18 protein-coding genes are annotated in these 19,961 nt (G+C 74.0%); 7 read left to right on the forward strand and 11 right to left on the reverse strand.

Translation table 11 applies throughout. The annotated features are described in order from the left end of the window. Positions 1-238 precede the first annotated feature (238 nt). Positions 239-2,830: an ATP-dependent chaperone ClpB gene (gene clpB, locus ACOJTC_RS02330; protein WP_420115546.1), complete on the reverse strand. Its 2,592-nt coding sequence runs from the start codon at positions 2,828-2,830 to the stop codon at positions 239-241. An 87-nt stretch (positions 2,831-2,917) separates the two neighbouring features. Continuing rightward, complete coding sequence (locus tag ACOJTC_RS02335; RefSeq protein WP_420115547.1) at positions 2,918-3,169, reverse strand: hypothetical protein; 252 nt, start codon at positions 3,167-3,169, stop codon at positions 2,918-2,920. Positions 3,170-3,444: 275 nt separating this feature from the next. Between ACOJTC_RS02335 and ACOJTC_RS02340 the strand changes: the two genes are divergently transcribed. The 3 genes from ACOJTC_RS02340 (at position 3,445) to ACOJTC_RS02350 (ending at position 5,764) form a co-directional block, all read left to right on the forward strand. Continuing rightward, on the forward strand, positions 3,445-3,945 hold the full coding sequence (locus ACOJTC_RS02340) for a cation:proton antiporter regulatory subunit (RefSeq protein WP_088641912.1): 501 nt from the start codon (positions 3,445-3,447) through the stop codon (positions 3,943-3,945). A gap of 5 nt (positions 3,946-3,950) precedes the next feature. Beyond that, complete coding sequence (locus ACOJTC_RS02345) at positions 3,951-5,156, forward strand: cation:proton antiporter (protein WP_420115548.1); 1,206 nt, start codon at positions 3,951-3,953, stop codon at positions 5,154-5,156. A gap of 176 nt (positions 5,157-5,332) precedes the next feature. Further along, positions 5,333-5,764, forward strand: coding sequence for a hypothetical protein (locus ACOJTC_RS02350; protein WP_145917277.1), 432 nt, complete (start codon positions 5,333-5,335; stop codon positions 5,762-5,764). Positions 5,765-5,911: 147 nt separating this feature from the next. Here the strand turns inward: ACOJTC_RS02350 and ACOJTC_RS02355 are convergent, their stop codons facing one another. From ACOJTC_RS02355 to dnaK, 5 genes are all read right to left on the reverse strand, one after another. Next, positions 5,912-6,121 carry a hypothetical protein gene (locus ACOJTC_RS02355; protein ID WP_204928487.1) on the reverse strand — a complete coding sequence of 70 codons (210 nt, stop codon included), beginning with the start codon at positions 6,119-6,121 and terminating at the stop codon, positions 5,912-5,914. A 247-nt stretch (positions 6,122-6,368) separates the two neighbouring features. Continuing rightward, on the reverse strand, positions 6,369-6,812 hold the full coding sequence (locus tag ACOJTC_RS02360) for a heat shock protein transcriptional repressor HspR (RefSeq protein WP_088641908.1): 444 nt from the start codon (positions 6,810-6,812) through the stop codon (positions 6,369-6,371). A gap of 28 nt (positions 6,813-6,840) precedes the next feature. Beyond that, positions 6,841-8,022 carry a molecular chaperone DnaJ gene (dnaJ, locus tag ACOJTC_RS02365; RefSeq protein WP_204928488.1) on the reverse strand — a complete coding sequence of 394 codons (1,182 nt, stop codon included), beginning with the start codon at positions 8,020-8,022 and terminating at the stop codon, positions 6,841-6,843. A gap of 81 nt (positions 8,023-8,103) precedes the next feature. Beyond that, positions 8,104-8,847, reverse strand: coding sequence for a nucleotide exchange factor GrpE (gene grpE / locus ACOJTC_RS02370; RefSeq protein ID WP_204928489.1), 744 nt, complete (start codon positions 8,845-8,847; stop codon positions 8,104-8,106). Between the two features lie 36 nt (positions 8,848-8,883). After that, complete coding sequence (dnaK, locus tag ACOJTC_RS02375; protein ID WP_357925029.1) at positions 8,884-10,764, reverse strand: molecular chaperone DnaK; 1,881 nt, start codon at positions 10,762-10,764, stop codon at positions 8,884-8,886. A 207-nt stretch (positions 10,765-10,971) separates the two neighbouring features. On the opposite strand from dnaK, the gene ACOJTC_RS02380 reads away from it, so the two are divergent. The 3 genes from ACOJTC_RS02380 to ACOJTC_RS02390 all read left to right on the forward strand — a co-directional run bounded on the left by ACOJTC_RS02380 (position 10,972) and on the right by ACOJTC_RS02390 (position 15,849). Next, positions 10,972-12,825: an ABC transporter gene (locus ACOJTC_RS02380; protein WP_420115549.1), complete on the forward strand. Its 1,854-nt coding sequence runs from the start codon at positions 10,972-10,974 to the stop codon at positions 12,823-12,825. Positions 12,826-12,842: 17 nt separating this feature from the next. Continuing rightward, entirely contained in the window at positions 12,843-14,504 is a 1,662-nt protein-coding gene (locus ACOJTC_RS02385) for a GTPase (RefSeq protein WP_420115555.1), read from the forward strand. A gap of 118 nt (positions 14,505-14,622) precedes the next feature. Further along, entirely contained in the window at positions 14,623-15,849 is a 1,227-nt protein-coding gene (locus ACOJTC_RS02390) for a hypothetical protein (protein WP_377683669.1), read from the forward strand. A gap of 16 nt (positions 15,850-15,865) precedes the next feature. On the opposite strand, the gene ACOJTC_RS02395 is transcribed toward ACOJTC_RS02390, so the two are convergent. Both ACOJTC_RS02395 and ACOJTC_RS02400 read right to left on the reverse strand, forming a co-directional pair. Beyond that, positions 15,866-16,777, reverse strand: a complete 912-nt coding sequence (locus tag ACOJTC_RS02395; RefSeq protein WP_420115550.1) for a hypothetical protein — start codon at positions 16,775-16,777, stop codon at positions 15,866-15,868. After that, on the reverse strand, positions 16,774-17,883 hold the full coding sequence (locus ACOJTC_RS02400; RefSeq protein WP_420115551.1) for an SPFH domain-containing protein: 1,110 nt from the start codon (positions 17,881-17,883) through the stop codon (positions 16,774-16,776). Before ACOJTC_RS02400 ends, ACOJTC_RS02395 begins: the two co-directional genes overlap by 4 nt. A 75-nt stretch (positions 17,884-17,958) precedes the next feature. On the opposite strand from ACOJTC_RS02400, the gene ACOJTC_RS02405 reads away from it, so the two are divergent. Then, positions 17,959-18,645: an NUDIX hydrolase gene (locus tag ACOJTC_RS02405; protein WP_420115552.1), complete on the forward strand. Its 687-nt coding sequence runs from the start codon at positions 17,959-17,961 to the stop codon at positions 18,643-18,645. 36 nt (positions 18,646-18,681) lie between these two features. Here ACOJTC_RS02405 and ACOJTC_RS02410 read toward each other — a convergent pair whose 3' ends face one another. Beyond that, a complete protein-coding gene (locus tag ACOJTC_RS02410) occupies positions 18,682-19,233 on the reverse strand; it encodes a phosphatase PAP2 family protein (protein WP_420115553.1) in 552 nt (183 codons plus the stop codon). Between the two features lie 209 nt (positions 19,234-19,442). Then, positions 19,443-19,574: a hypothetical protein gene (locus ACOJTC_RS02415; RefSeq protein ID WP_420115554.1), complete on the reverse strand. Its 132-nt coding sequence runs from the start codon at positions 19,572-19,574 to the stop codon at positions 19,443-19,445. Positions 19,575-19,961: the final 387 nt, after the last annotated feature.

Consider the following 19,961-nt stretch of genomic DNA (forward strand, 5'->3'; position numbering starts at 1 on the left):
ATCAAGAGGTTTGCGTCACCGGAGAGCGCTCCCGATGCCGCAAACCTCTTGATCACCGGGGGGCGGGAGGGCCGGCGCGGGGCGATCAAGAGGTTGGCGTCAGGGGAAGGCGCTCTCGTGACGCGAATCTCTTGATCACCGGGGCGGAAGGGGCGGGGCGAGGGCCGGGGCGGGGAGGGGGCAGCGGTGGAGGGGCCGGCCCCGCCGGGGTGGCGGGGCCGGGCCGGTGGGTACGGGGTCAGGAGGCGGTGACGGTGAGGCCGCTCTTGTCGTCGGACAGGTCGACCCGCACGGTGTCGCCGTCCCTGACCACGCCACCCAGCAGGGCCTTGGCGAGCTGGTCGCCGATGGCCGACTGGACCAGGCGACGCAGCGGCCGGGCACCGTAGATCGGGTCGTACCCGTGCTCGGCGAGCCAGGTCCCTGCGGGTTCGCTGACGTCCAGCGCCAACCGGCGGTCGGCGAGCCGGCGGCGCAGCCGGTCGAGCTGGATGTCGACGATCGACCGCAGGTCGTCCCCGCGCAGCGCGGCGAAGACCACGATGTCGTCGAGCCGGTTGAGGAACTCCGGCTTGAAGTGCGAGCGGACCACCGCCAGCACCCCCTCGCGGCGCTGCTCGTCGGCGAGCGTCAGGTCGCTGATCACCGACGATCCCAGGTTGGACGTGAGGATCAGGATCGCGTTGCGGAAGTCGACCGTACGACCCTGGCCGTCGGTGAGCCGGCCGTCGTCGAGCACCTGGAGCAGGATGTCGAAGACGTCCGGGTGGGCCTTCTCCACCTCGTCCAGCAGGATCACCGAGTACGGCCGGCGGCGCACCGCCTCGGTGAGCTGCCCGCCCTCCTCGTAGCCGACGTATCCGGGCGGGGCACCGACCAGACGGGCGACGGAGTGCTTCTCGCCGTACTCGCTCATGTCGATGCGGACCATGGCCCGCTCGTCGTCGAAGAGGAACTCGGCGAGCGCCTTGGCAAGCTCGGTCTTGCCGACGCCGGTGGGGCCGAGGAACAGGAAGCTGCCGGTGGGGCGGTCCGGGTCGGCGACGCCGGCCCGCGCCCGGCGTACCGCGTCGGAGACGGCACCGACGGCCTCGGCCTGGCCGACGACGCGGCTGCCCAGCGACTCCTCCATCCGCAGCAGCTTGGCGGTCTCGCCCTCCAGCAGCCGACCGGCCGGGATGCCCGTCCAGGAGGCGACGACGGCGGCGATGTCGTCCGCGCCGACCTCCTCCTTGAGCATCGCGCCGTCGGCCTGGAGCCGGGCCAGTTCCTCCTCGGCCGTCGCCAGGTCCGCCTTGAGCGCCGGGATCCGGCCGTAACGCAGCTCGGCGGCGCGTTCCAGCTCGCCGTCGCGTTCGGCCCGCTCGGCCTCGCCGCCGAGGCGTTCCAGCTCCTCCTTGGCGGTGGAGAGCTTGGTGATGTGGCTCTTCTCGGTCTGCCAGCGCTCGGACAGCGCGGTGAGCTGCTCACGCTTGTCGGCCAGCTCCTTGCGCAGCCGCTCCAGCCGCTCGGCGGAGGCGGCGTCGGGCTCCTTGGCCAGCGCCATCTCCTCGATCTCCAGCCGGCGGACCGCCCGTTCGATCTCGTCCACCTCGACCGGCCGGGAGTCGATCTCCATGCGGAGCCGGGACGCGGACTCGTCGACCAGGTCGATCGCCTTGTCCGGCAGGAACCGGTCGGTGATGTACCGGTCGGACAGCGACGCGGCGGCGACCAGTGCGGCGTCGGTGATCCGGACGCCGTGGTGCACCTCGTAGCGCTCCTTGAGGCCACGCAGGATGCCGATGGTGTCCTCGATGGTCGGCTCGCCGACCAGCACCGGCTGGAACCGGCGCTCCAGCGCCGGGTCCTTCTCGATGTGCTCGCGGTACTCGTCGAGGGTGGTCGCGCCGACCATCCGCAGCTCACCGCGCGCCAGCATCGGCTTGAGCATGTTGCCGGCGTCCATCGAGCCCTCGCCCTTGCCCGCGCCGACCACCGTGTGCAGCTCGTCGAGGAAGGTGATGACCTGCCCGTTCGAGTTCTTGATCTCCTCCAGGACGGACTTGAGCCGCTCCTCGAACTGGCCCCGGTACTGCGCACCGGCGACCATCGCGCCGAGGTCGAGCGAGACCAACTTCTTGTCCCGCAGCGACTCGGGCACGTCCCCGGCCACGATCCGCTGGGCCAGGCCCTCGACGATCGCGGTCTTGCCGACGCCGGGCTCGCCGATCAGCACCGGGTTGTTCTTGGTACGCCGGGAGAGCACCTGGACCACCCGACGGATCTCCGAATCCCGCCCGATCACCGGGTCGATCTTGCCGTCCCGGGCGCTGGCGGTGAGGTCGACGCCGTACTTGGCAAGCGCCTGGTAGGTCTGCTCCGGGTCGGCGGTGGTGACCCGCCGGTCCCCGCCGCGCACCGTCGGGAACGCGGCGACCAGGTTCTCCTCGGTGGCCCCGGCGGTCTTCAGCGCGTTGGACACCGCGCCACCCACCCGGGCCAGGCCGGCGAGCAGGTGCTCGGTGGAGGTGTACTCGTCGCCGAGCGGACGGGCGATCTGCTCGGCGGCGCCGATGGCGTTGACGAACTCGCGGGCGAGGGTGGGCTCGGCGATGCTGGACCCACGGGCGGCGGGCAGCGCGTCGACCGAGCGCTGCGCGACCCGGCGCAGCCCGGCGGGGTCGGCACCCACGGCGCGCAGCAGGCCGGCGGCGGTGGAGCCGTCGGTGTCGAGCAGGGCCAGCAGCAGGTGCCAGGGTTCCACGGTGGCGTGACCACGCTGGTTGGCCAGCGCGACCGCACCGGTGATGGTTTCGCGGCTCTTGGTGGTGAGTCGTTCCGTGTTCATGGGCTCCCCCGGGATCGGCGTGTCCACTAGTAAGAGACACCATCAGAGTTGAGCCTATTCCGCTCAACTCTGCCAACGTGGCGTGGGTCACAATCTCCGGGAACGGGCGGCGTTCGGTGGCCAGCGGGGCAGGCGGGACGTGCAGGGCGTCTCGTGACCGGCCCGCAGCACACACCGGCGGCCGGTCTCCAGTCGGACGTCGCAGAAGACCCGGTGACGTACCCCCTGATCATCCTCGGCGGACACGGTGGTCTCGCCGGGGTCCACGTGGGCGAGGAAGGCCAGCGAGCGGGCCGCCGTCCGGGCGAGCACCCTGGCCCGCGGCGGCATGAGCAACATCGGCCCGATGGCGGTGTCGAACGGGGTCGGACCCCGCAACATCGCCCCCGACGAGTGGATCTGTGATCGCGGTTCCTCCTGGGCGGTCGGTTGTTCCGGGCGGAGCGGTGCGGTGCGGTGGGTGCGGCGCGGTGACCGGGCGGGGCGGGCGGCGCGGTGAGGGGTGTGACCCGTCGGGGGGTGGGTGGACACGGGCGGTGGCGGGGGTGGCACGCTCGCGAGCAGGGCAGACATCCGTCGGGCCGAGGTGGAGGGCAGGGTATAACCTCTCGTCCGTGCGAGTACGAGTCGAACAGACCGCCCTACCGGGAATCGGCGTCCGTCATGACCTGATGACGGAGTCCGGCCGCCGGCTCGGTGTGGTCTCCCACCGCAATGGCCGCCGCGACCTGGTCCTCTACGACCCGGACGATCCCGACTCCTGTCAGCACGACATCCCGCTGACCGACGACGAGGCCGAGGCGCTCGCCGACATCCTCGGCGCGTCGCTGATGCTGGGTCAGCTCTCCGGCCTGCGCGAGCAGGCGGCCGGGCTGCTCACCGAGCAGATCGCCATCCCGGCCGGGTCGAAGTACGTCAACAAGCGGCTCGGTGACACCAAGGCACGCACCCGTACCAGCGCCTCGATCGTGGCGGTGCTCCGGCAGGGCGAGGTCAACGTCTCGCCCGATCCCACCTTCCGCTTCGCGGCCGGTGACGTGGTGGTCGTGGTCGGCACCCGGCAGGGTCTCGACGGGGTGACCGCCATCCTCGCCGACAGTGACCCGGACGGCTGAGGCGGATGCACGAAACCACAACCCTACTGGTCGAGGTCGGCGCTCTCCTCCTGCTGCTCGGGCTGCTCGGTCGGCTCAGCCGCCGGTTCGGCGTCTCCCCCATCCCGCTCTACCTGCTCGCCGGCCTCGCGTTCGGCCACGGCGGTCTGCTGCCGCTGGCCGCCAGCGAGGAGTTCTTCGCCGTCGGCGCCGAGATCGGCGTCATCCTGCTGCTGGTCATGCTCGGCCTGGAATACAGCGCCAACGAGCTGGTCGGCAACCTGCGCTCGGCGGCGCCGGCCGGCCTGATCGACGCGGTCCTCAACGCCCTGCCCGGGTTCGGCTTCGCGCTGCTGCTCGGTTGGGGCTGGGTGGCGGCCGTGGTGCTCGGCGGCATCACCTGGATCTCGTCCTCCGGGGTGATCGCCAAGGTGCTCGGCGACCTCGGCCGGGTCGGTAACCGGGAAACCCCGGTCATCCTGTCCGTGCTGGTCATCGAGGACCTGGCGATGGCGCTCTACCTGCCGCTGGTGACCGCGCTGCTGGCCGGCGTTGGCCTGGTCAAGGGCGGCATAGCGCTGGGCATCGCGGTGCTCACCGTGGTGGTCGTGCTGGTCGTCGCCATCCGCTTCGGTCACCTGATCTCCGCCGCCCTGTCGGCGAAGGACCCGGAGGCGCTGCTGCTCGGGGTGCTCGGCCTGACCCTGCTGGTCGCCGGGATCGCCGCCCGGCTCCAGGTCTCCGCCGCCGTCGGGGCGTTCCTGGTCGGCATCGCCCTGTCCGGGCCGGTGGCGCACCACGCCACCGAACTGCTCTCCCCGCTGCGGGACCTCTTCGCCGCCGTCTTCTTCGTCTTCTTCGGCCTGGTCACCGACCCCCGGGACATGCCGCCGGTGCTGCTGCCCGCGATCGCGCTGGCCGTGGTCACCATGGGGACGAAGCTGGTCACCGGCTACCTGGCGGCCCGCCGGGCCGGGATCGCCGAGCCCGGCCGGTGGCGGGCCGGTTTCGCCCTGATGCCCCGCGGTGAGTTCTCCATCGTCATCGCCGGTCTCGCGGTCGCCGCCGGCACCGTCGAACCCAAGCTGGCCGCGCTCGCCACGGCGTACGTGCTGATCACCGTGATCACCGGTCCGATGCTCGCCCGGCTGCCCGACATGCACTGGTTCAAGCAGCGGGTGCGGCGGAGGATCGCCGCCCGCCAGGCCCGGCCGGTACCGGCCACGGACTGAGTTTCGCCTGGCCAGGTCGACCGCGCGGGTCGGCCTGGCCAGGGCATCCGTTGCCGAATTGCTTCCCGGCAGGTCTTCCGCCGGCCGGGTGACGGCGGCTAGCGTTGCGCCCCAGCAGGCCAGGGTCTCGCGGGCGGACGGAGGCATCCCGCGGGCGTGAGCGGGAAGGTTGCCGGGTGAGCGCGCACGGTCCGACGTTCCGCGGCTTCGCCAACCCCGTCGACCCGTCACCGGCGGAGTTGCGGGCCTGGGCGTACCAACCCGACTCGGTGCCGTTGACCTCGCTGCCCCAGGACTGGGACCTGCTGGTGGCGGGTGACCACCTGGTGCTCACCCTCTTCGAGCTGGCCCGGGACCCGGCCTGCCCGGCCCGCCGTTTCGCCCTGCACTGCCTCTACATCTACGCCGCCGACGGCATCCGGACGAAGTTCCGCGCCCACCCCCGGCGTCGGTTCCGCAAGCTGGTGGAGCAGGCCGAGCGCGACGGCGACGAGTTGGTGCGCAACTGGGCGCACAACAGCCGGATGCTGCTGGCCCGGCAGGAACTCTTCACCTACCACGACTGGTGCGAGGGCGGCCTGGTCCGGGACAACCGCCGCCTCGGCTGACGTCGCGGTCGGGCCGGAGCCGCCCCACCATTTCGGTCGGGCCGGAGCCGCCCCATCACGTCGGTCGGGCCGGAGCCGCCCCACCACGCCCGGACGGCGAACGGGCCGGGACCCCCCGTGGGTCCCGGCCCGCACGTCGGCGGATCGTCAGCGTTGCGATCCGCCCTGGTCGCCGCGTTTCGGCTCGGCCTGCCCCCGGTTCGCCCTGCGGGCGTTCCGGTCGGCAAACCTGCCGTCCTTCACGGTGTCGGAGAAGGTGCCCCGGGTGACCCGGTCGAACTTCTCCCGGACGTTCTCGGCCACCTGGTCGAGCCGCTCCTCCGCCTGCCGGGCCACCTTCTTCGCCGATTCCGCCACGGTTCCCCCCGTTGTCGGAGTCCGGATTGGTCCGCTTGCGCCTGATTCACAGGTTAACGGGACAGCCCTGCTCCCGGCGGGGGAATGCCTGAACCCCGCCGGTCAGCGTCCCGCCTCGGGGAGATTCACTCCAGATACGCCGAATAGCGGCATCCCGTCGAGGGGATGCCGCTATTCGCGCCCAGAAGTGTTGATCATGCCGGTCGGGTACGGCGAGGGCACCGGAGCACCCGCCCGGAAGTGTCGATCATGTCGGGCCGGTGCGGCGGGGACGCCAGACCACCAGCGCCGTCGAGGTGCGGCTGGTCGGCACCAGGTCGCCCCGGGAGAAGCCGCTGGCCAGCGTCTCCAGCTCGGCGATCCGCCGGTACGCGGCGTCCAGCTCCGCCTCCAGCCGGGCCACCCGCTGCTGGGCCTGCTCCACCAGGCGTTCCAGCCCGATGATCCGCTTCACCCCGGCCAGGTTGACGCCCTCGTCCTGGCTGAGCCGCTGCACCTCGCGCAGCAGGACGACGTCCCGCACGCTGTAGCGTCGCCCGCCACCGGCCGCCCGACCGGCCTGCACCAGGCCGAGCCGGTCGTACTGGCGCAGCGTCTGCGGGTGCATGCCCGCCATCCGTGCCGCAACCGAGATCATCAGCACCTTGGCCTCGTAGGCAGGGTCACCCGAACCGACGAACCCGTCCGACATCCCACTCACCTCCGCACCCGTCCACCGGTCAACCGACCCGACGCACCCGCGCGTCGAGATGTTCCCGGGCGGCCGGCGGCGTCGCCCCGGCGAACGACTCCAGCGCCGCCCGCGCCTCGTCCGACACCGTCGCCGGCACCACCACATCCAGCGTGACCAGCAGGTCGCCGGCCCGCCCGTCCCGTCGTACGACACCCTTGCCCCGGGCCCGCAGCACCCGCCCGGACGGGGTGCCCGGCGGGACGCGCAGGGTCACCGCGCCGTCCAGCGTGGGTACCCGCAGGTCGGTGCCGAGCACCGCCTCGGCGAAGGTGATCGGCACGGCCAGCGTCAGATCGTCACCGGTACGCCCGAACAGGTCGTCCGGGCGGACCTTCACCTGCACGAACAGGTCACCCGCCGGCCCACCGCGCTGCCCCGGCTCGCCCCGCCCGGCCAGCCTGATCCGCTGGCCGTCGGCCACCCCGGCGGGGAACCGGACGTTGAGCGTGCGGGCCTTGGTGACCCCGCCGGTGCCCTGGCACTCGGGGCACTTCTCCTCGACGACCGTCCCGACGCCCTGGCAGTTGCGGCACGGCTCGGAGAAGCTGAACGACCCCTGGTCCCGGGTGGTCACCCCGGCACCGTGACAGACCGGGCAGGCGGTCGGTTGGGTACCCGGCTTCGCGCCGTTGCCGTGGCAGGTGTCGCAGACCCCGGGGGCGCGCAACGTCAACGGCAGGGTGACGCCCCGGACGGCGTCGCCGAAGTCGAGCGCGACCTCGGCCTCCACGTCCCGGCCCCGGGCCGGTCCACGCGCCCGGGTCGGGCCGGCGCCACCACCGCCGGAGAAGATCGAACTGAACAGGTCGGTGAAGCCGCCGCCACCGAACCGGTTGTCCCCGCCCCCGCCGCCGCCGAACAGGTCGGAGACGTCGAACGGGACCCCGCCGGGCTGACCGGGGCCGCGGGCGCCCCGCCGGAACGCGCCCGAGCCGAACAGGGAGCGCATCTCGTCGTACTCGCGGCGTTTGGCGTCGTCGCCGAGCACCGCGTACGCCTCGGAGACGCCCTTGAACCGCTCCTCGGCCTTCGGGTCACCGGGGTTGTGGTCCGGGTGCGACTCCCGGGCCAGTTTCCGGTACGACTTCTTGATCTCGTCCGAGGAGGCGGACTTCTCCACGCCCAACGTGGCGTAGAAGTCCTTCTCGATCCAGTCCTTGGAACTCACCGGTCCACCCCCTTCCGTGAGTTGTGGCCCGGTCGCCCCGCCCACCGCGGGAGGCGGGCGGGGCGCCCGGATGGCCGTGCACTACTCCGGGTCGGCGACCGCGACCATGGCCGGCCGCAGCAGCCGCTCGCCGAGCAGGTAACCCCGACGCATCACCTGCACGCAGGTGGGCTCGTCGACGTCCGGTGAGGTCTGGTGCGCGACCGCCTCGTGCCGGGTCGGGTCGAACGGGTCGCCCTGCTCGCCGAAGGGCGTCAGGCCGAACTTGCCCAGCGCCGTGGTGAGCTGCTCCGCCACGGTGCCGAACGGCCCGACCAGGTCGCCGTGTTCCCGGGCCCGGTCCAGGTCGTCCAGGATGGGCAGCAGCGCGGCGAGCACCGAGCCGGTCGCCTGCTCCTGGACCACGCCCCGGTCCCGGTCCACCCGCTTGCGGTAGTTGGCGTACTCCGCCGACACCCGCTGCAGGTCCCGGGTCCGCTCGTCCAGCTCGGCCCGGAGGGCCTCCAACTCGGCGCCGAGCGGGGAGCCCGTGGCGCTGCCGTCGACCGGCTGCGCGGGGGCGTCCACCACCGGCGGACCGGTCGGTGCCGGGTCGTCGAGGGCGGTGGCCTCGGCCTCGATCTCGTCGACCACCACCTCGGACTCCTCGACCAGCCCCTCGGCCGGGACGTCGGCCCCGGCGTCGGCGGCGGCGGGCGTCTCCTCGGTCTTGCCGAGCTTGCGGTTGTCCCGGATGACGACCCGCGGCCCGTCGTCGGTGGGCGCGGAGCCACCCGGCGTCGACCCGGAGGTGTCCGGGTCGGCGGCTCGTGGCTTCTCCGTCATGCGACTACCTCGTTCCCTGTGCGGTGGCGCGGACCGTCACTTCTTGTCCTCGTCCACGATCTCCGCGTCGACCACGTCGTCCGGGCCGCCCGCCTTGGGGGCCCCGGCGGCCCCGGCGGCACCCGCGCCGGCTCCGGCACCCGCGCCCGCACCGGCCGCGCCCGGCTGCTCCCCCTGCTCGGCCTGCTGCGAGTAGAGCAGCGAACCGGCCTGCTGGGAGACCTGGGCGAGCCGCTCGTGGGCCGCCTTGATCTTCTCGATGTCCTGGCCGCCGAGCGCGCCCCGCAGCTCACCGAGGGCCTCGTTGAGCTGCTCCCGGTTCTCCGTGGGCAGCTTGTCGCCGCTCTCGGCGAGGAACTTCTCGGTCTGCCACTGGAGCGCCTCGGCCACGTTGCGGGTCTCGGCCTCCTCCCGGCGACGCTTGTCGTCGTCGGCGTGCTCCTCGGCGTCCCGGCGCATCCGCTCGATGTCGTCCTTCGGCAGCGACGAGCCGCCGGTGATCGTCATCTTCTGTTCCTTGCCGGTGCCCAGGTCCTTGGCGTGCACGTTGACGATGCCGTTGGCGTCGATGTCGAAGGTGACCTCGATCTGCGGCACGCCGCGCGGCGCCGGCGGAAGGCCGGTCAGCTCGAAGGTGCCGAGCTTCTTGTTGTACGCCGCGATCTCGCGCTCGCCCTGGAACACCTGGATCAGCACCGACGGCTGGTTGTCGTCGGCCGTGGTGAAGACCTCGGAGCGCTTGGTCGGGATGGTGGTGTTGCGCTCGATGAGCTTGGTGAAGATGCCGCCCTTGGTCTCGATGCCCAGGCTCAGCGGGGTCACGTCGAGCAGCAGGACGTCCTTGACCTCGCCCTTGAGCACACCGGCCTGCAGGGCCGCGCCGACGGCGACGACCTCGTCCGGGTTGACGCCCTTGTTGGGGTCGCGACCGGTGAGCTGGTTGACCAGGTCGGTCACGGCCGGCATCCGGGTGGAGCCGCCGACCAGGATCACGTGGTCGACGTCGGCGATCTTGATGCCGGCGTCCTTCACGGCCTGCTCGAACGGGCCCTTGCAGCGGTCCAGCAGGTCCTGCGTCATCCGCTGGAACTCGGCGCGGCTGAGCGTCACGTCCAGGTGCAGCGGGCCGGCCGACCCGGCGGTGATGTACGGCAGGTTGATGTTGGTGGTGGTGGCCGCCGACAGCTCGATCTTGGCCTTCTCGGCCGCCTCGCGGAGCCGCTGCAGCGCCATCTTGTCCTGGCCCAGGTCGATGCCGTGCTCGCCGCGGAACGTCTTCACCAGGTGGTCGATGATGCGCTGGTCCCAGTCGTCGCCGCCGAGCTGGTTGTCACCGCTGGTCGACTTGACCTCGACGACGCCCTCGGCCAGCTCCAGCAGGGACACGTCGAAGGTGCCGCCACCGAGGTCGAAGACCAGGACGGTCTGCTCCTTGGAGCCCTTGTCCAGCCCGTACGCCAGGGCCGCCGCGGTCGGCTCGTTGACGATCCGCAGCACGTTGAAGCCGGCGATCTCGCCGGCCTCCTTGGTGGCCTGGCGCTGGCCGTCGTTGAAGTAGGCGGGCACGGTGATCACCGCGTCGGTGATCTGCTCGCCCAGGTAGGCCTCGGCGTCCCGCTTGAGCTTCATCAGCGTCCGGGCCGAGATCTCCTGCGGGGTGTACTTCTTGCCGTCGATGTCGACGGTCCAGTTGGTGCCGATCTCCCGCTTGACCGAGCGGATGGTCCGGTCCGGGTTGGTCACCGCCTGGCGCTTGGCGACCTCACCGACGAGCACCTCGCCGTTGCGGGCGAACGCGACGATCGACGGGGTCGTCCGCGAGCCCTCAGCGTTGGCGATGACGGTGGGCTCACCGCCCTCGAGAACGCTGACGCAGGAGTTCGTCGTGCCGAGGTCGATACCGACCGCACGTGCCATCTTCGCTTCCTCGCTTCGTAACGGATGGGCAGGTCAGGTGGCCTACCCGGCGGGCCGCCCGGAGCGACCGCACCACAAGTTGAGTGAACTTGACTCAATAGTGCCACGCGATCGCCAAAGCGCAAGTCGAGTTGAGCCGACCCGACGCAACCTGACCGTTACTACCCTCCGGTTGTCTCTGTTGCATCGGTCGGGCACGCTTTAGCGGTGACGACGCACGGCGATCCCGCCACCCGGTCCGGCGCGCCCACCGTCGCCGCCCGCACCGGGTCGTCGGAGACCGACGAGACGCCGCCCGGCCCCACCGGAGACGGCCTGCCCGCCGCCCTCACCGGCCTGCGGGCCGCGATCGGCGCGGCCCGGTTCCCGCTGGCGCTGCCCTCGGCCGAGCCGGCGCGGCACACCGGCCGGGCGCTGACCGACCAGCTCGACGACTACCTGCTGCCCCGGCTGGCCCGGCTCGACGCCCCGCTGCTCGTGGTCGTCGGCGGATCCACCGGTGCGGGCAAGTCCACACTGGTCAACAGCCTGGTCCAGGCCCGGGTGAGCGCCGCCGGGGTGCTGCGCCCCACCACCCGCTCCCCGGTGCTGGTCTGCAACCCCGCCGACGCCGCCTGGTTCCGCCAGGGCGAGCTGCTGCCCGGCCTGACCCGCACCAACGAGCCCAGCGAGGACCCGGGCACCCTGCACCTGGTCACCGCCCCCGCGCTCGCACCGGGGCTGGCCTTCCTCGACGCCCCCGACATCGACTCGGTGGTCGACGCCAACCGCGCCCTCGCCGGCCAGCTGCTCGCCGCCGCCGATCTCTGGCTCTTCGTCACCACCGCCGCCCGGTACGCCGACGCCGTCCCGTGGGAGCTGCTACGCGCCGCCCGCTCCCGGGGGGCCTCGATCGCCATGGTGCTCGACCGGGTGCCCCCCGAGGCCGCCGACGAGATCGCCGCCCACCTGTCCGAGATGCTCGCCGCCCAGGAGTTGGGCGCGGCGCCGCTGTTCGTCCTGCCCGAGACCTGGGTCGACGGCCAGGGCCTGCTGCCCGACCGGGTGACCGCGCCGCTGGGCGGCTGGTTCGCCCGGCTCGCCGCCGACGCCGAGGCCCGCGCCGCCGTGGTCCGGCAGACCCTGGACGGCGCGCTCGCCTCCCTGCACCCCACGGTCGAGGCACTCGCCGACGCCGCCGACGAGCAGGTGGCCGCCGCCGACGCGCTGGACGACCGGGTCCGGGCCGCCTACCAGGGCGCGCACCGCACCGTGGCCGAGGGCATGAAGGACGGCCGGCTGCTGCGTGGCGAGGTGCTCGCCCACTGGCAGGAGTTCGTCGGCACCGGGGAGTTCTTCCGGACTCTGGAGGCCCGGATCGGCAGGCTGCGCGACCGGCTCGTCGCCGCGGTCACCGGCCGGCCCGCCACCCCCGCCACCGAGCTGCGCAACGCCATCGAGTCGCAACTGGTGACCCTGCTGCGCGGGGTCGCCGCCGAGGCTGCGGAGCACACGTACACCGCCTGGAAGGCGCACCCCGCCGGGGCGGCACTGCTCGAACCGTCGCTTGCGCACGCCTCGGCCGACCTGCCCGAACGGGCCGAACGGCTGGTCCGGGACTGGCAGCGTGCCGTGCTCGAGCTGGTCCGGGAGGAGGGCGGCGACCGGCGGTTCGTGGCCCGTACGGCCGCGTACGCGGTCAACGCCACCGGGCTGGCCGTGATGATCGCCGTCTTCGCCTCCACCGCGTTCATCCCCACCGGTCTGGAGGTGGCGACCGGGGCGGGCACCACGGTCGCCGCGCAGGCCGTGCTCCAGGCGATCTTCGGCGACCAGGCGGTGCGTACCCTCGCCGCGAAGGCCCGGGGCGACCTGCTGGAGCGGGTCCGCACGCTGCTCGACGAGGAGGCGGCCCGATACCTGGCCCGCACCGACGCCGCCCGGCCCGGTCCGGAGGCCGCCGCCGGCCTGCGTCGGGCCGCCGCCCGGGTCGAGGTGGCCCGGCACCGCAGCGGCCTCGCCGACCAGGCCGGCCCGGCGCTACCGACCCCGACCCCGACCCCCGAGGACGGCACCCGGTGACCAACATCGTCGGCCGGATGCGCGAGGCGCTCCGGGGTGACAAGCGTGTCGACGCCGACGCCCTGGTGGCCCGGCTCGACGCGGTGCGCCGGTTCCTCGACGCGGTCGACGGCGAGGTGCCCGACACCCGGCTGGTCGGCGCGCACACCCTGGTCGAGCGGGCCGGCACCCGGTTGGCGCTGTCCCGGGACCACACGGTGGTGGCGCTGGCCGGGGCCACCGGCAGCGGCAAGTCCAGCCTGTTCAACTCCCTGGCCGGGATGGAACTCTCCCCGGTCGGGGTGCGCCGGCCGACCACCGGTGTCGCGCACGCCTGCGTCTGGGGGCCGCTGGACGGCGGCAACCGGCTGCTCGACTGGGTCGGGGTGCTGCCCCGGCACCGGTTCGTCCGGGAGAGCGCGCTCGACGGTGACGACGAGTCGGCCCTGCACGGTCTGATCCTGCTCGACCTGCCCGACTTCGACTCGGTGCAGCGGTCCCACCGGCTGGAGGTGGACCGCCTGCTCGGCCTGGTCGACCTGGTGGTCTGGGTGGTCGACCCGCAGAAGTACGCCGACCGGGTGATCCACAACAGCTACCTGCGCGAGTTCCACCGGCACCGGGAGGTGACGGTGGTGGTGCTCAACCAGGCCGACCGGCTGCCCCCGGCCGAGCTGCCCCGGGTGCTGGCCGACCTGCGCCGGCTGCTCGACGTCGACGGGCTCGACGGGGTGCCGCTGCTGGCCACCACGGCGGTCGAGCCGAACGGGATGACCGGGCTGCGGGAGGCGCTGGAACGGGCGGTGTCGGACCGGCAGGCCGCGCTGCGCCGGCTCTGGGGCGACGCCGACTCGGTGACGGCCGCGCTGGGGGAACTGGTCGCCGTCGAGGCACCCGGGCACACCCCGGACGCGGAGACGATCCGCACCCTGGACCGGGCGCTGGCCGACGCGGCCGGGGTGCCCACCGTGACGGCGGCGGTCGAGGGGGCGTACCGGCAGCGGGCCGGTGCCGCGACCGGCTGGCCGCTGGTCCGCGGCTGGCGGCGGCTGCGCCCCGACCCGCTGCGCCGGCGGCACCTGACCGGCCCGGCGACCGAGCCGCAGCAGCCGGCGCAGGCCCCGCTCGCGGCGACCTCGGTGCCCGAACCGACGGCCGCCCAGCAGTCCGCTCTCGGGCTGGCCATCCGCGCGGTCGGCGACCGCTCCGGCGCGGACCTGCCCGCCCCCTGGCCCGCTGCGGTGACCGCCGCGGCCCGGTCCCGCCTGGCCGACCTGCCGGACGCACTCGACGCGGCGGTCGCCGCCACCGACCTGGGCATGGAGCGCCGGCCGCTGTGGTGGCGGCTGGTGGGCGGCGTCCAGTGGCTGGTCACCCTCGCCGCCGTGGTCGGGCTGGGTTGGCTGGTGCTCGGGTACGCGCTGCGCGCCCTCGGGTTGCCGGCGCTGCAGTACCCCCGGGTGGGCGAGACGCCGCTGCCCACCGTGCTGCTGCTCGGCGGGTTGCTCGCCGGCCTGCTGGTGGCGGCGGTGACCGGGCCGGTGATTCGGTGGGCGGCCCGGCGGGCCCGGCAGCGGGCCGAGGGGCGGCTCACCGAGGAGGTCGCCCGGGTCGGCGCGGAGTACGTCCTCACCCCCGTCCGCGACCTCGTCGACCGGTACGCCCTCGCCCGCCGCGCCTGGCAGGACGCCGCCGGCTGACCGGCCCCGGCGGGGAACGCCAGCGGCCCGGCGGCCATCGACGGACGCCGACCACCGGCCGGCGAACGCGGACGTCGGCACGGGTGTCCGGGGCGGCGCGGCGGCGTAGGGTCGTGCCATGGCCACGCCACAGACCCCCTACGACGCGGTGCTGTCCGCCGCCCGCGACGTGACCAGGCTGGACTGCGCGCTCGACGCCGAGATGCTCGGCACGGCGCTGCTGGGCAGCGTCTACGCGATCGCCGAGACCGACCGGGAAACGGCGGTCCGGGAATTCGTCTCCGGTTTCCTCGCCGCCACCTCACGCCGCCGTACGGCCGCCGCCACCACCATCCGTCAGGTCTTCGCCGCGCTGGTCCCGACCGCCGAGGGCGCGGCGAAGGTCCGCCCCGGCGCGCAGGCGCCGGCCTGGGCCGGCCAGCTCGGCCGGGTCCACCTCACCGGCACCTGGTCCTACGGCGACGTGTACGGCGACCAGACCTCCTACCTGGCCACCTTCGCATACGACGACGAGTCGGGCGGCCCGGAGCACGCCCTGGTCGCGCTGATCGACCACAACATCGGCATCACCAAGGACGTCTTCGTCGGCGGTCCGGCCGAACGCATCCTCGCGCAGGTCCGGCAGATGTGCGCCGACGACGACCTGACCTGGTTCCGGGAGGAGGACCCGGCCCGGATGCACGGCGAGGTGGGCCGTCACCTGGAGATCACCGACGACCTCGGTGACCTGCCCGCCGAGGGTTCGCTCGCCACCGACCGGGCGCTGGTCGGGGCGCGGTTGGCGGTGTTGCCGCAGGCGGGTGCCGACACCACCGGCTGGCCCACCGAGCCGCTCTCCAGCGACGAACGCACCGCGCTGGTCCGGGCCTTCCTGGCCGCCCCCGAGGCGGCCCGGTACGGGCTGAACACCCTCGACGGCGACGCCGAGCTGGCCTCGCTGCACTTCTGCCTCGGTCTGCTCTTCGACCACGCGGCGAGCTTCCCGGACGCCGATCCGCTGCGCTGGAGCCCGGCGGTGGCCGGGCTGTTCCTGCTCGACTGGGTGCACCGGCGGGCCGTGCTGGACATGGACGACGCGGCGATGCTGCCCCGGGTGCTGCGCGCCTGGGCGGCGTTCGCGGCGCGGCGGCGGGGGCTGCCCGAGCGGGCCGTCACCCAGACCGACGAGGCGATCGAGGAGCTGGTGCCGGAGTTCGCCAGGCTCTATTCGACAGGTGAGCGGCGCAGCCCGGCGACGGCGGCGGTGGCCCAGTTGATGGCCGACGGCGTCGACCCGGACGACCCGGTCGCGCTGGACGCCTGGATCGAGGCCAACCGGCAGCGCCTCGGCGACGACACCCCCTGACCGGCCGGACCGCCGGTCAGGGTTCGACCAGGGTCAGCCGGCCGGGGGCGACGTCGAGGCGGATGCGCTGGCCCCAGCGCAGCGTCAACCGGTCGGTCTCCAGGCCGTCGGCGAAGGCCACCAGGCCGTCGGACTCGGCGGTCAGCTCCAGCGTGCCGGTGCCGTCGAGGCGACCGGCGACCAGGTCGGCCCCGGTGACCGGGGAGGGCCACGCCTCCCGGACGAACCAGCACAGCGCCGGCTCCTGCGGGGCGGGTAGCGCGACGGCGGCCGGCCGGCCCCGGGCGATGGAGGCGCACCAGCCGGTGGCCCCGGTGCCGGTGCCGACGACCACCCCGGAGGACGACTGCCGTTCCCGGCGGGGTCGGCCGTCGGAGGTGACGTCGAGCAGGTAGCGGGCCGACTGGTGGGAGGGGTGCCCGACGTACACCTCGTTGAGGCCGACCAGTTCCTGGCCGTCGTCGAGGGTGGCCCGGACCATGGCCCGGTGCCGCAGCGGCGCGGTCCCGGCCACCACCGCCGGCAGCAGGGCGGCCACCTGGTCGCCGGTGCACCGGACCAGCACCCCGACGTTGCGGCCCGGTTCCGGGTCGACGCCGACGACGGGCTGCCCGCTGAGGTACTTCGCCACGTTGGCGACCAGTCCGTCCGGCCCGACGGCGACGACGACGTCCTCCGGCCCGAACAGGAACCGGGGCAGGTCGTCGCGGTTCACCGTGCCGCGTCGCCAGTCGGCGGGGACGGCGGCCGCGACCGCGGTCAGCGCGCTCTGGAGGGCCTCGTGCCGGTCCACCACCTCGGCCAGGTCCCGCCCCCGGGCGCGCAGGTACCACTGGGCCGCCGCCCGGGTGCCGTGCCGGGCGAGCAGTTCGTCCAGCTCGCTGGGGCGGCGCACGACCACCACCCGGGGGGCCAGGGTGGCGCTCACCGGTCGACCGCCCCGGTCGGGCCGGTGAGCCGGCCGAGCAGGTCGGCCAGCAGGTCCGGGGTGACCGTGAGCTGGCCGATCGGGGGGAGCTGACCGGCGAGTTCCCGGACGGTGAGGGCCTGCAGCACCGCCGGCGGCAGTTCGGCGTACGTGGCCAGTTTCGCCGCCTCCGCCTCGGCCTCGGCGGCACCGACGGCGCGTACCGTCTCGGCCTTGGCCAGGGCGAGCGTCCGTTCCTTGTCGGCGGCACCGGCGGCGAGCAGGCGCTCCTTCTCGGCCTCGGCGGTGGCGAGCACCCGGGCCCGGTCGGCGGCGGCGGTGTTGGCGACCGTTTCCCGTTCCGCCTTGCCGTGGGCGCTGGCCAGTTCGGCGGCGGCGTCGAGTTCGGCCCGGCGGCGGGCGTTCGCCCCGTGCTGCTCGACGAGCTGCTGCTCCCGGCGGGCCAGCTCGATCTTGTTCTGGAGTTCGTTCTCGGCGATGCCGCGTTCCTGCTCGACGGCCTGGGCCCGGCGGGCGTACGTGGCCCGGTCGGCCTGCACCTGCACGGCCTCCCGGGTGGGGGTCTGCAGGGCGCGTTCCAGTTCCGGTTCGGGCCGGACGGCGACGACCCGGGCGCTGACCACGGCGACGCCGATGTCGGCGAGCCGGGGCTCGGCGCCGAGCGCGGCGGAGACCGCCTCCCGCACGGGTGCCACGGTGGTCAGCGCCTCGGCCAGCGGCACCCGGGCGAGCAGGTCGAGGGCGGGTTGCTGGGCCAGTTCGGCCAGCAGCGTGGCCACCTGGTCGAGGGGGCGGGAGCGGGCCTTACCGGTGCGCGGGTCGATCGAGAAGTCGAGCCGGGCGGCGGCGAGCGCCGGGTCGGCCACCCGGTAGGTCACGGTGGCCTGGACGGTGATGTCGGCGAAGTCGCCGGTGCGGGCGTGGAAGAGCAGCGGCAGCTCCCGGTCGTCCACCGGCACCTCGCTCAGCACGGCGGTCAGTGGCCGGTACCAGAACGACTGGCCGGTGCCCTCCCGCCGGACCCGCCCGGCGACGTGCAGCCGTACCCAGTTGGTCGGTGTCCCGCGCAGGTGGCGCAGGAAGAGTCGTCGCGTCACGTCGGCCATGGCTTCACCCTCCCCTTTTTCGTCGCTACGACGATAACCACTCTGCTAAGTTATCGTCAAGGTGGTGATAAAAAGATGACCGACTACCCGCCCTTCGCCGTGACGGTGGACCTGGTGGTGCTCACCGTGCGCGCCGACGCGTTGCACCTGCTGCTCGTCCGCCGGGGCATCCCGCCGGACCAGGGCCGGTGGGCGCTGCCGGGCGGCTTCGTCGGCATCGACGAGGACCTGCCCGACGCCGCCGCCCGGGAGCTGACCGAGGAAACCGGGCTACCGGAGCCGGTCGGCCACCTGGAACAGCTCGGCACGTACGGCCGACCGGGCCGCGACCCGCGCGGGCGGGTGGTCACCGTGGCCTGGCTGGCGCTGCTCCCCGACCTGCCCGCCCCCGTCGCCGGCTCGGACGCCGCCTCGGCGGAGTGGGTGCCGGTCACCCGGCTCAGCCCCGGCCAGCTCGCCTTCGACCACGACCGGATCGTCGCCGACGGCCTGGAACGGGCCCGCGCGAAGCTGGAGTACACCCCGCTGGCCGGCGCCTTCTGCCCGCCCGAGTTCACGGTGGCCCAACTACGGGCGGTCTACGAGACGGTCTGGGGCACCCGGCTGGACCCGCGCAACTTCCACCGGAAGGTCACCGGCACCCCCGGCTTCGTCAGCCCCGTCGGCCGCGCCACCGAGGGCGACCGGGGACGACCCGCCCAACTGTTCCGCCGGGGCCCGGCGACCCGGCTCCACCCGCCCATGCTCCGCCCCGAACCCTGACGGCCCCGGCGTGCCGACCGCCCGGCGACGGCAGGCTCAGGACAGCGCTGCGAAGACCAACCCGGCCACCAGGGCACCCACCAGCCCGCCGGCCACGACCTGCGCGACGGTGTGGTCGCGCAGCCGGACCCGGGACCAGCCGACCAGGCCGAGCAGCGGGACGGCCGGCAGCAGCCGGGGGCCGAAGGTGAGCACCAGCACCACCAGCGTGCCGGCGGCCACCGCCGAGTGGATCGACATCTTCCACCAGTGGCTGACCGACACCGCCACCACCAGACCGACCACCCCGGTCGCGACCAGGGCCAGCACCGGGCGCGGCGCACCGAGCGCCGCGAGCAGGGCCAGCCCGGCGACGGCCGAGACCAGGCCGAACAGCAGCGGCACCCGGCGTTGCTCACGCCGACCGATGTGGTGGTCGGTGAGCCGGCCCCGCCGCACCCCGTTGAGGACGTACGCGAACGGGATGCCGGCGGCGAAGACCGTGGCGAGCAGACCCCAGACCAACCCCCGTACGCCACCCGCGCCGTGCCAACCGATCACCACGGTCAGCCCGGTGACCAGCACGGCCGGCGCGGTCGCCTCGGTCACCCACCGGGCCACCCGGGTCGCCGCCCCCGCCGGCCCGACGGGGACCTGACCGGGGGCGGACGGGACGTCGCGGGCCGGGGGTGGTCCGGGGTCGCCCGCCGGCCGGTCACCGCCCTCGTCGCGCGTACTCAGCGTTCCGCCCCCGCATGTCGTGCCGGCCGGTCCGTCGCGCCGGTCGGCCGGCCGGCGGCGTCCGCACCGTGGAGGGTTCAGCCGGCGTCGTTCGTCACCGTACCGTCCGGGTCGGTGCCGTCGTGGCTGGTCGGCGCGGGTATCGCCGGCGTCTGCGGCGTGGGGGCCGGGGTGGCCGACGGGCGGGCGGCCGGGGTCGACGCACCCACGGGTGGCGCTCCGACGCGCGGCACGCGACGGGCCTCGTCCCGCGGCCGGACGACGCGGGGGGCCCGGGTCGGGATGGCCGTCACGGTGGGCCGGGGGCGCGGGGTGGGGACCACGGTGACCGTGACGGTGGGGCACGGTCCGACCGTGGGCCCCGGCGTCGGGCCGGGTTCCAGGGTCGATGTCGGGCCGGGGGTCGGCTCGGGCGTGGGTACCGGGGTGGGGGTGTCGGGGGGCGCCGAGGTCGGCGACGGGTCCGGGGGCGGTTCGGAGAACGTGGTCGTCGGCTCGGCGCTCGGTTCCGCGCTCGGGCTCGGTTCCGCGCTCGGGCTCGGTGCCGTACTCGGGCTCGGCGCGGCGCTCGGCGAGGTGGGGGTGGGGTGGGCCGG

This window comes from Micromonospora sp. (genome assembly GCF_048594385.1).
GTDB lineage: Bacteria > Actinomycetota > Actinomycetes > Mycobacteriales > Micromonosporaceae > Micromonospora > Micromonospora wenchangensis.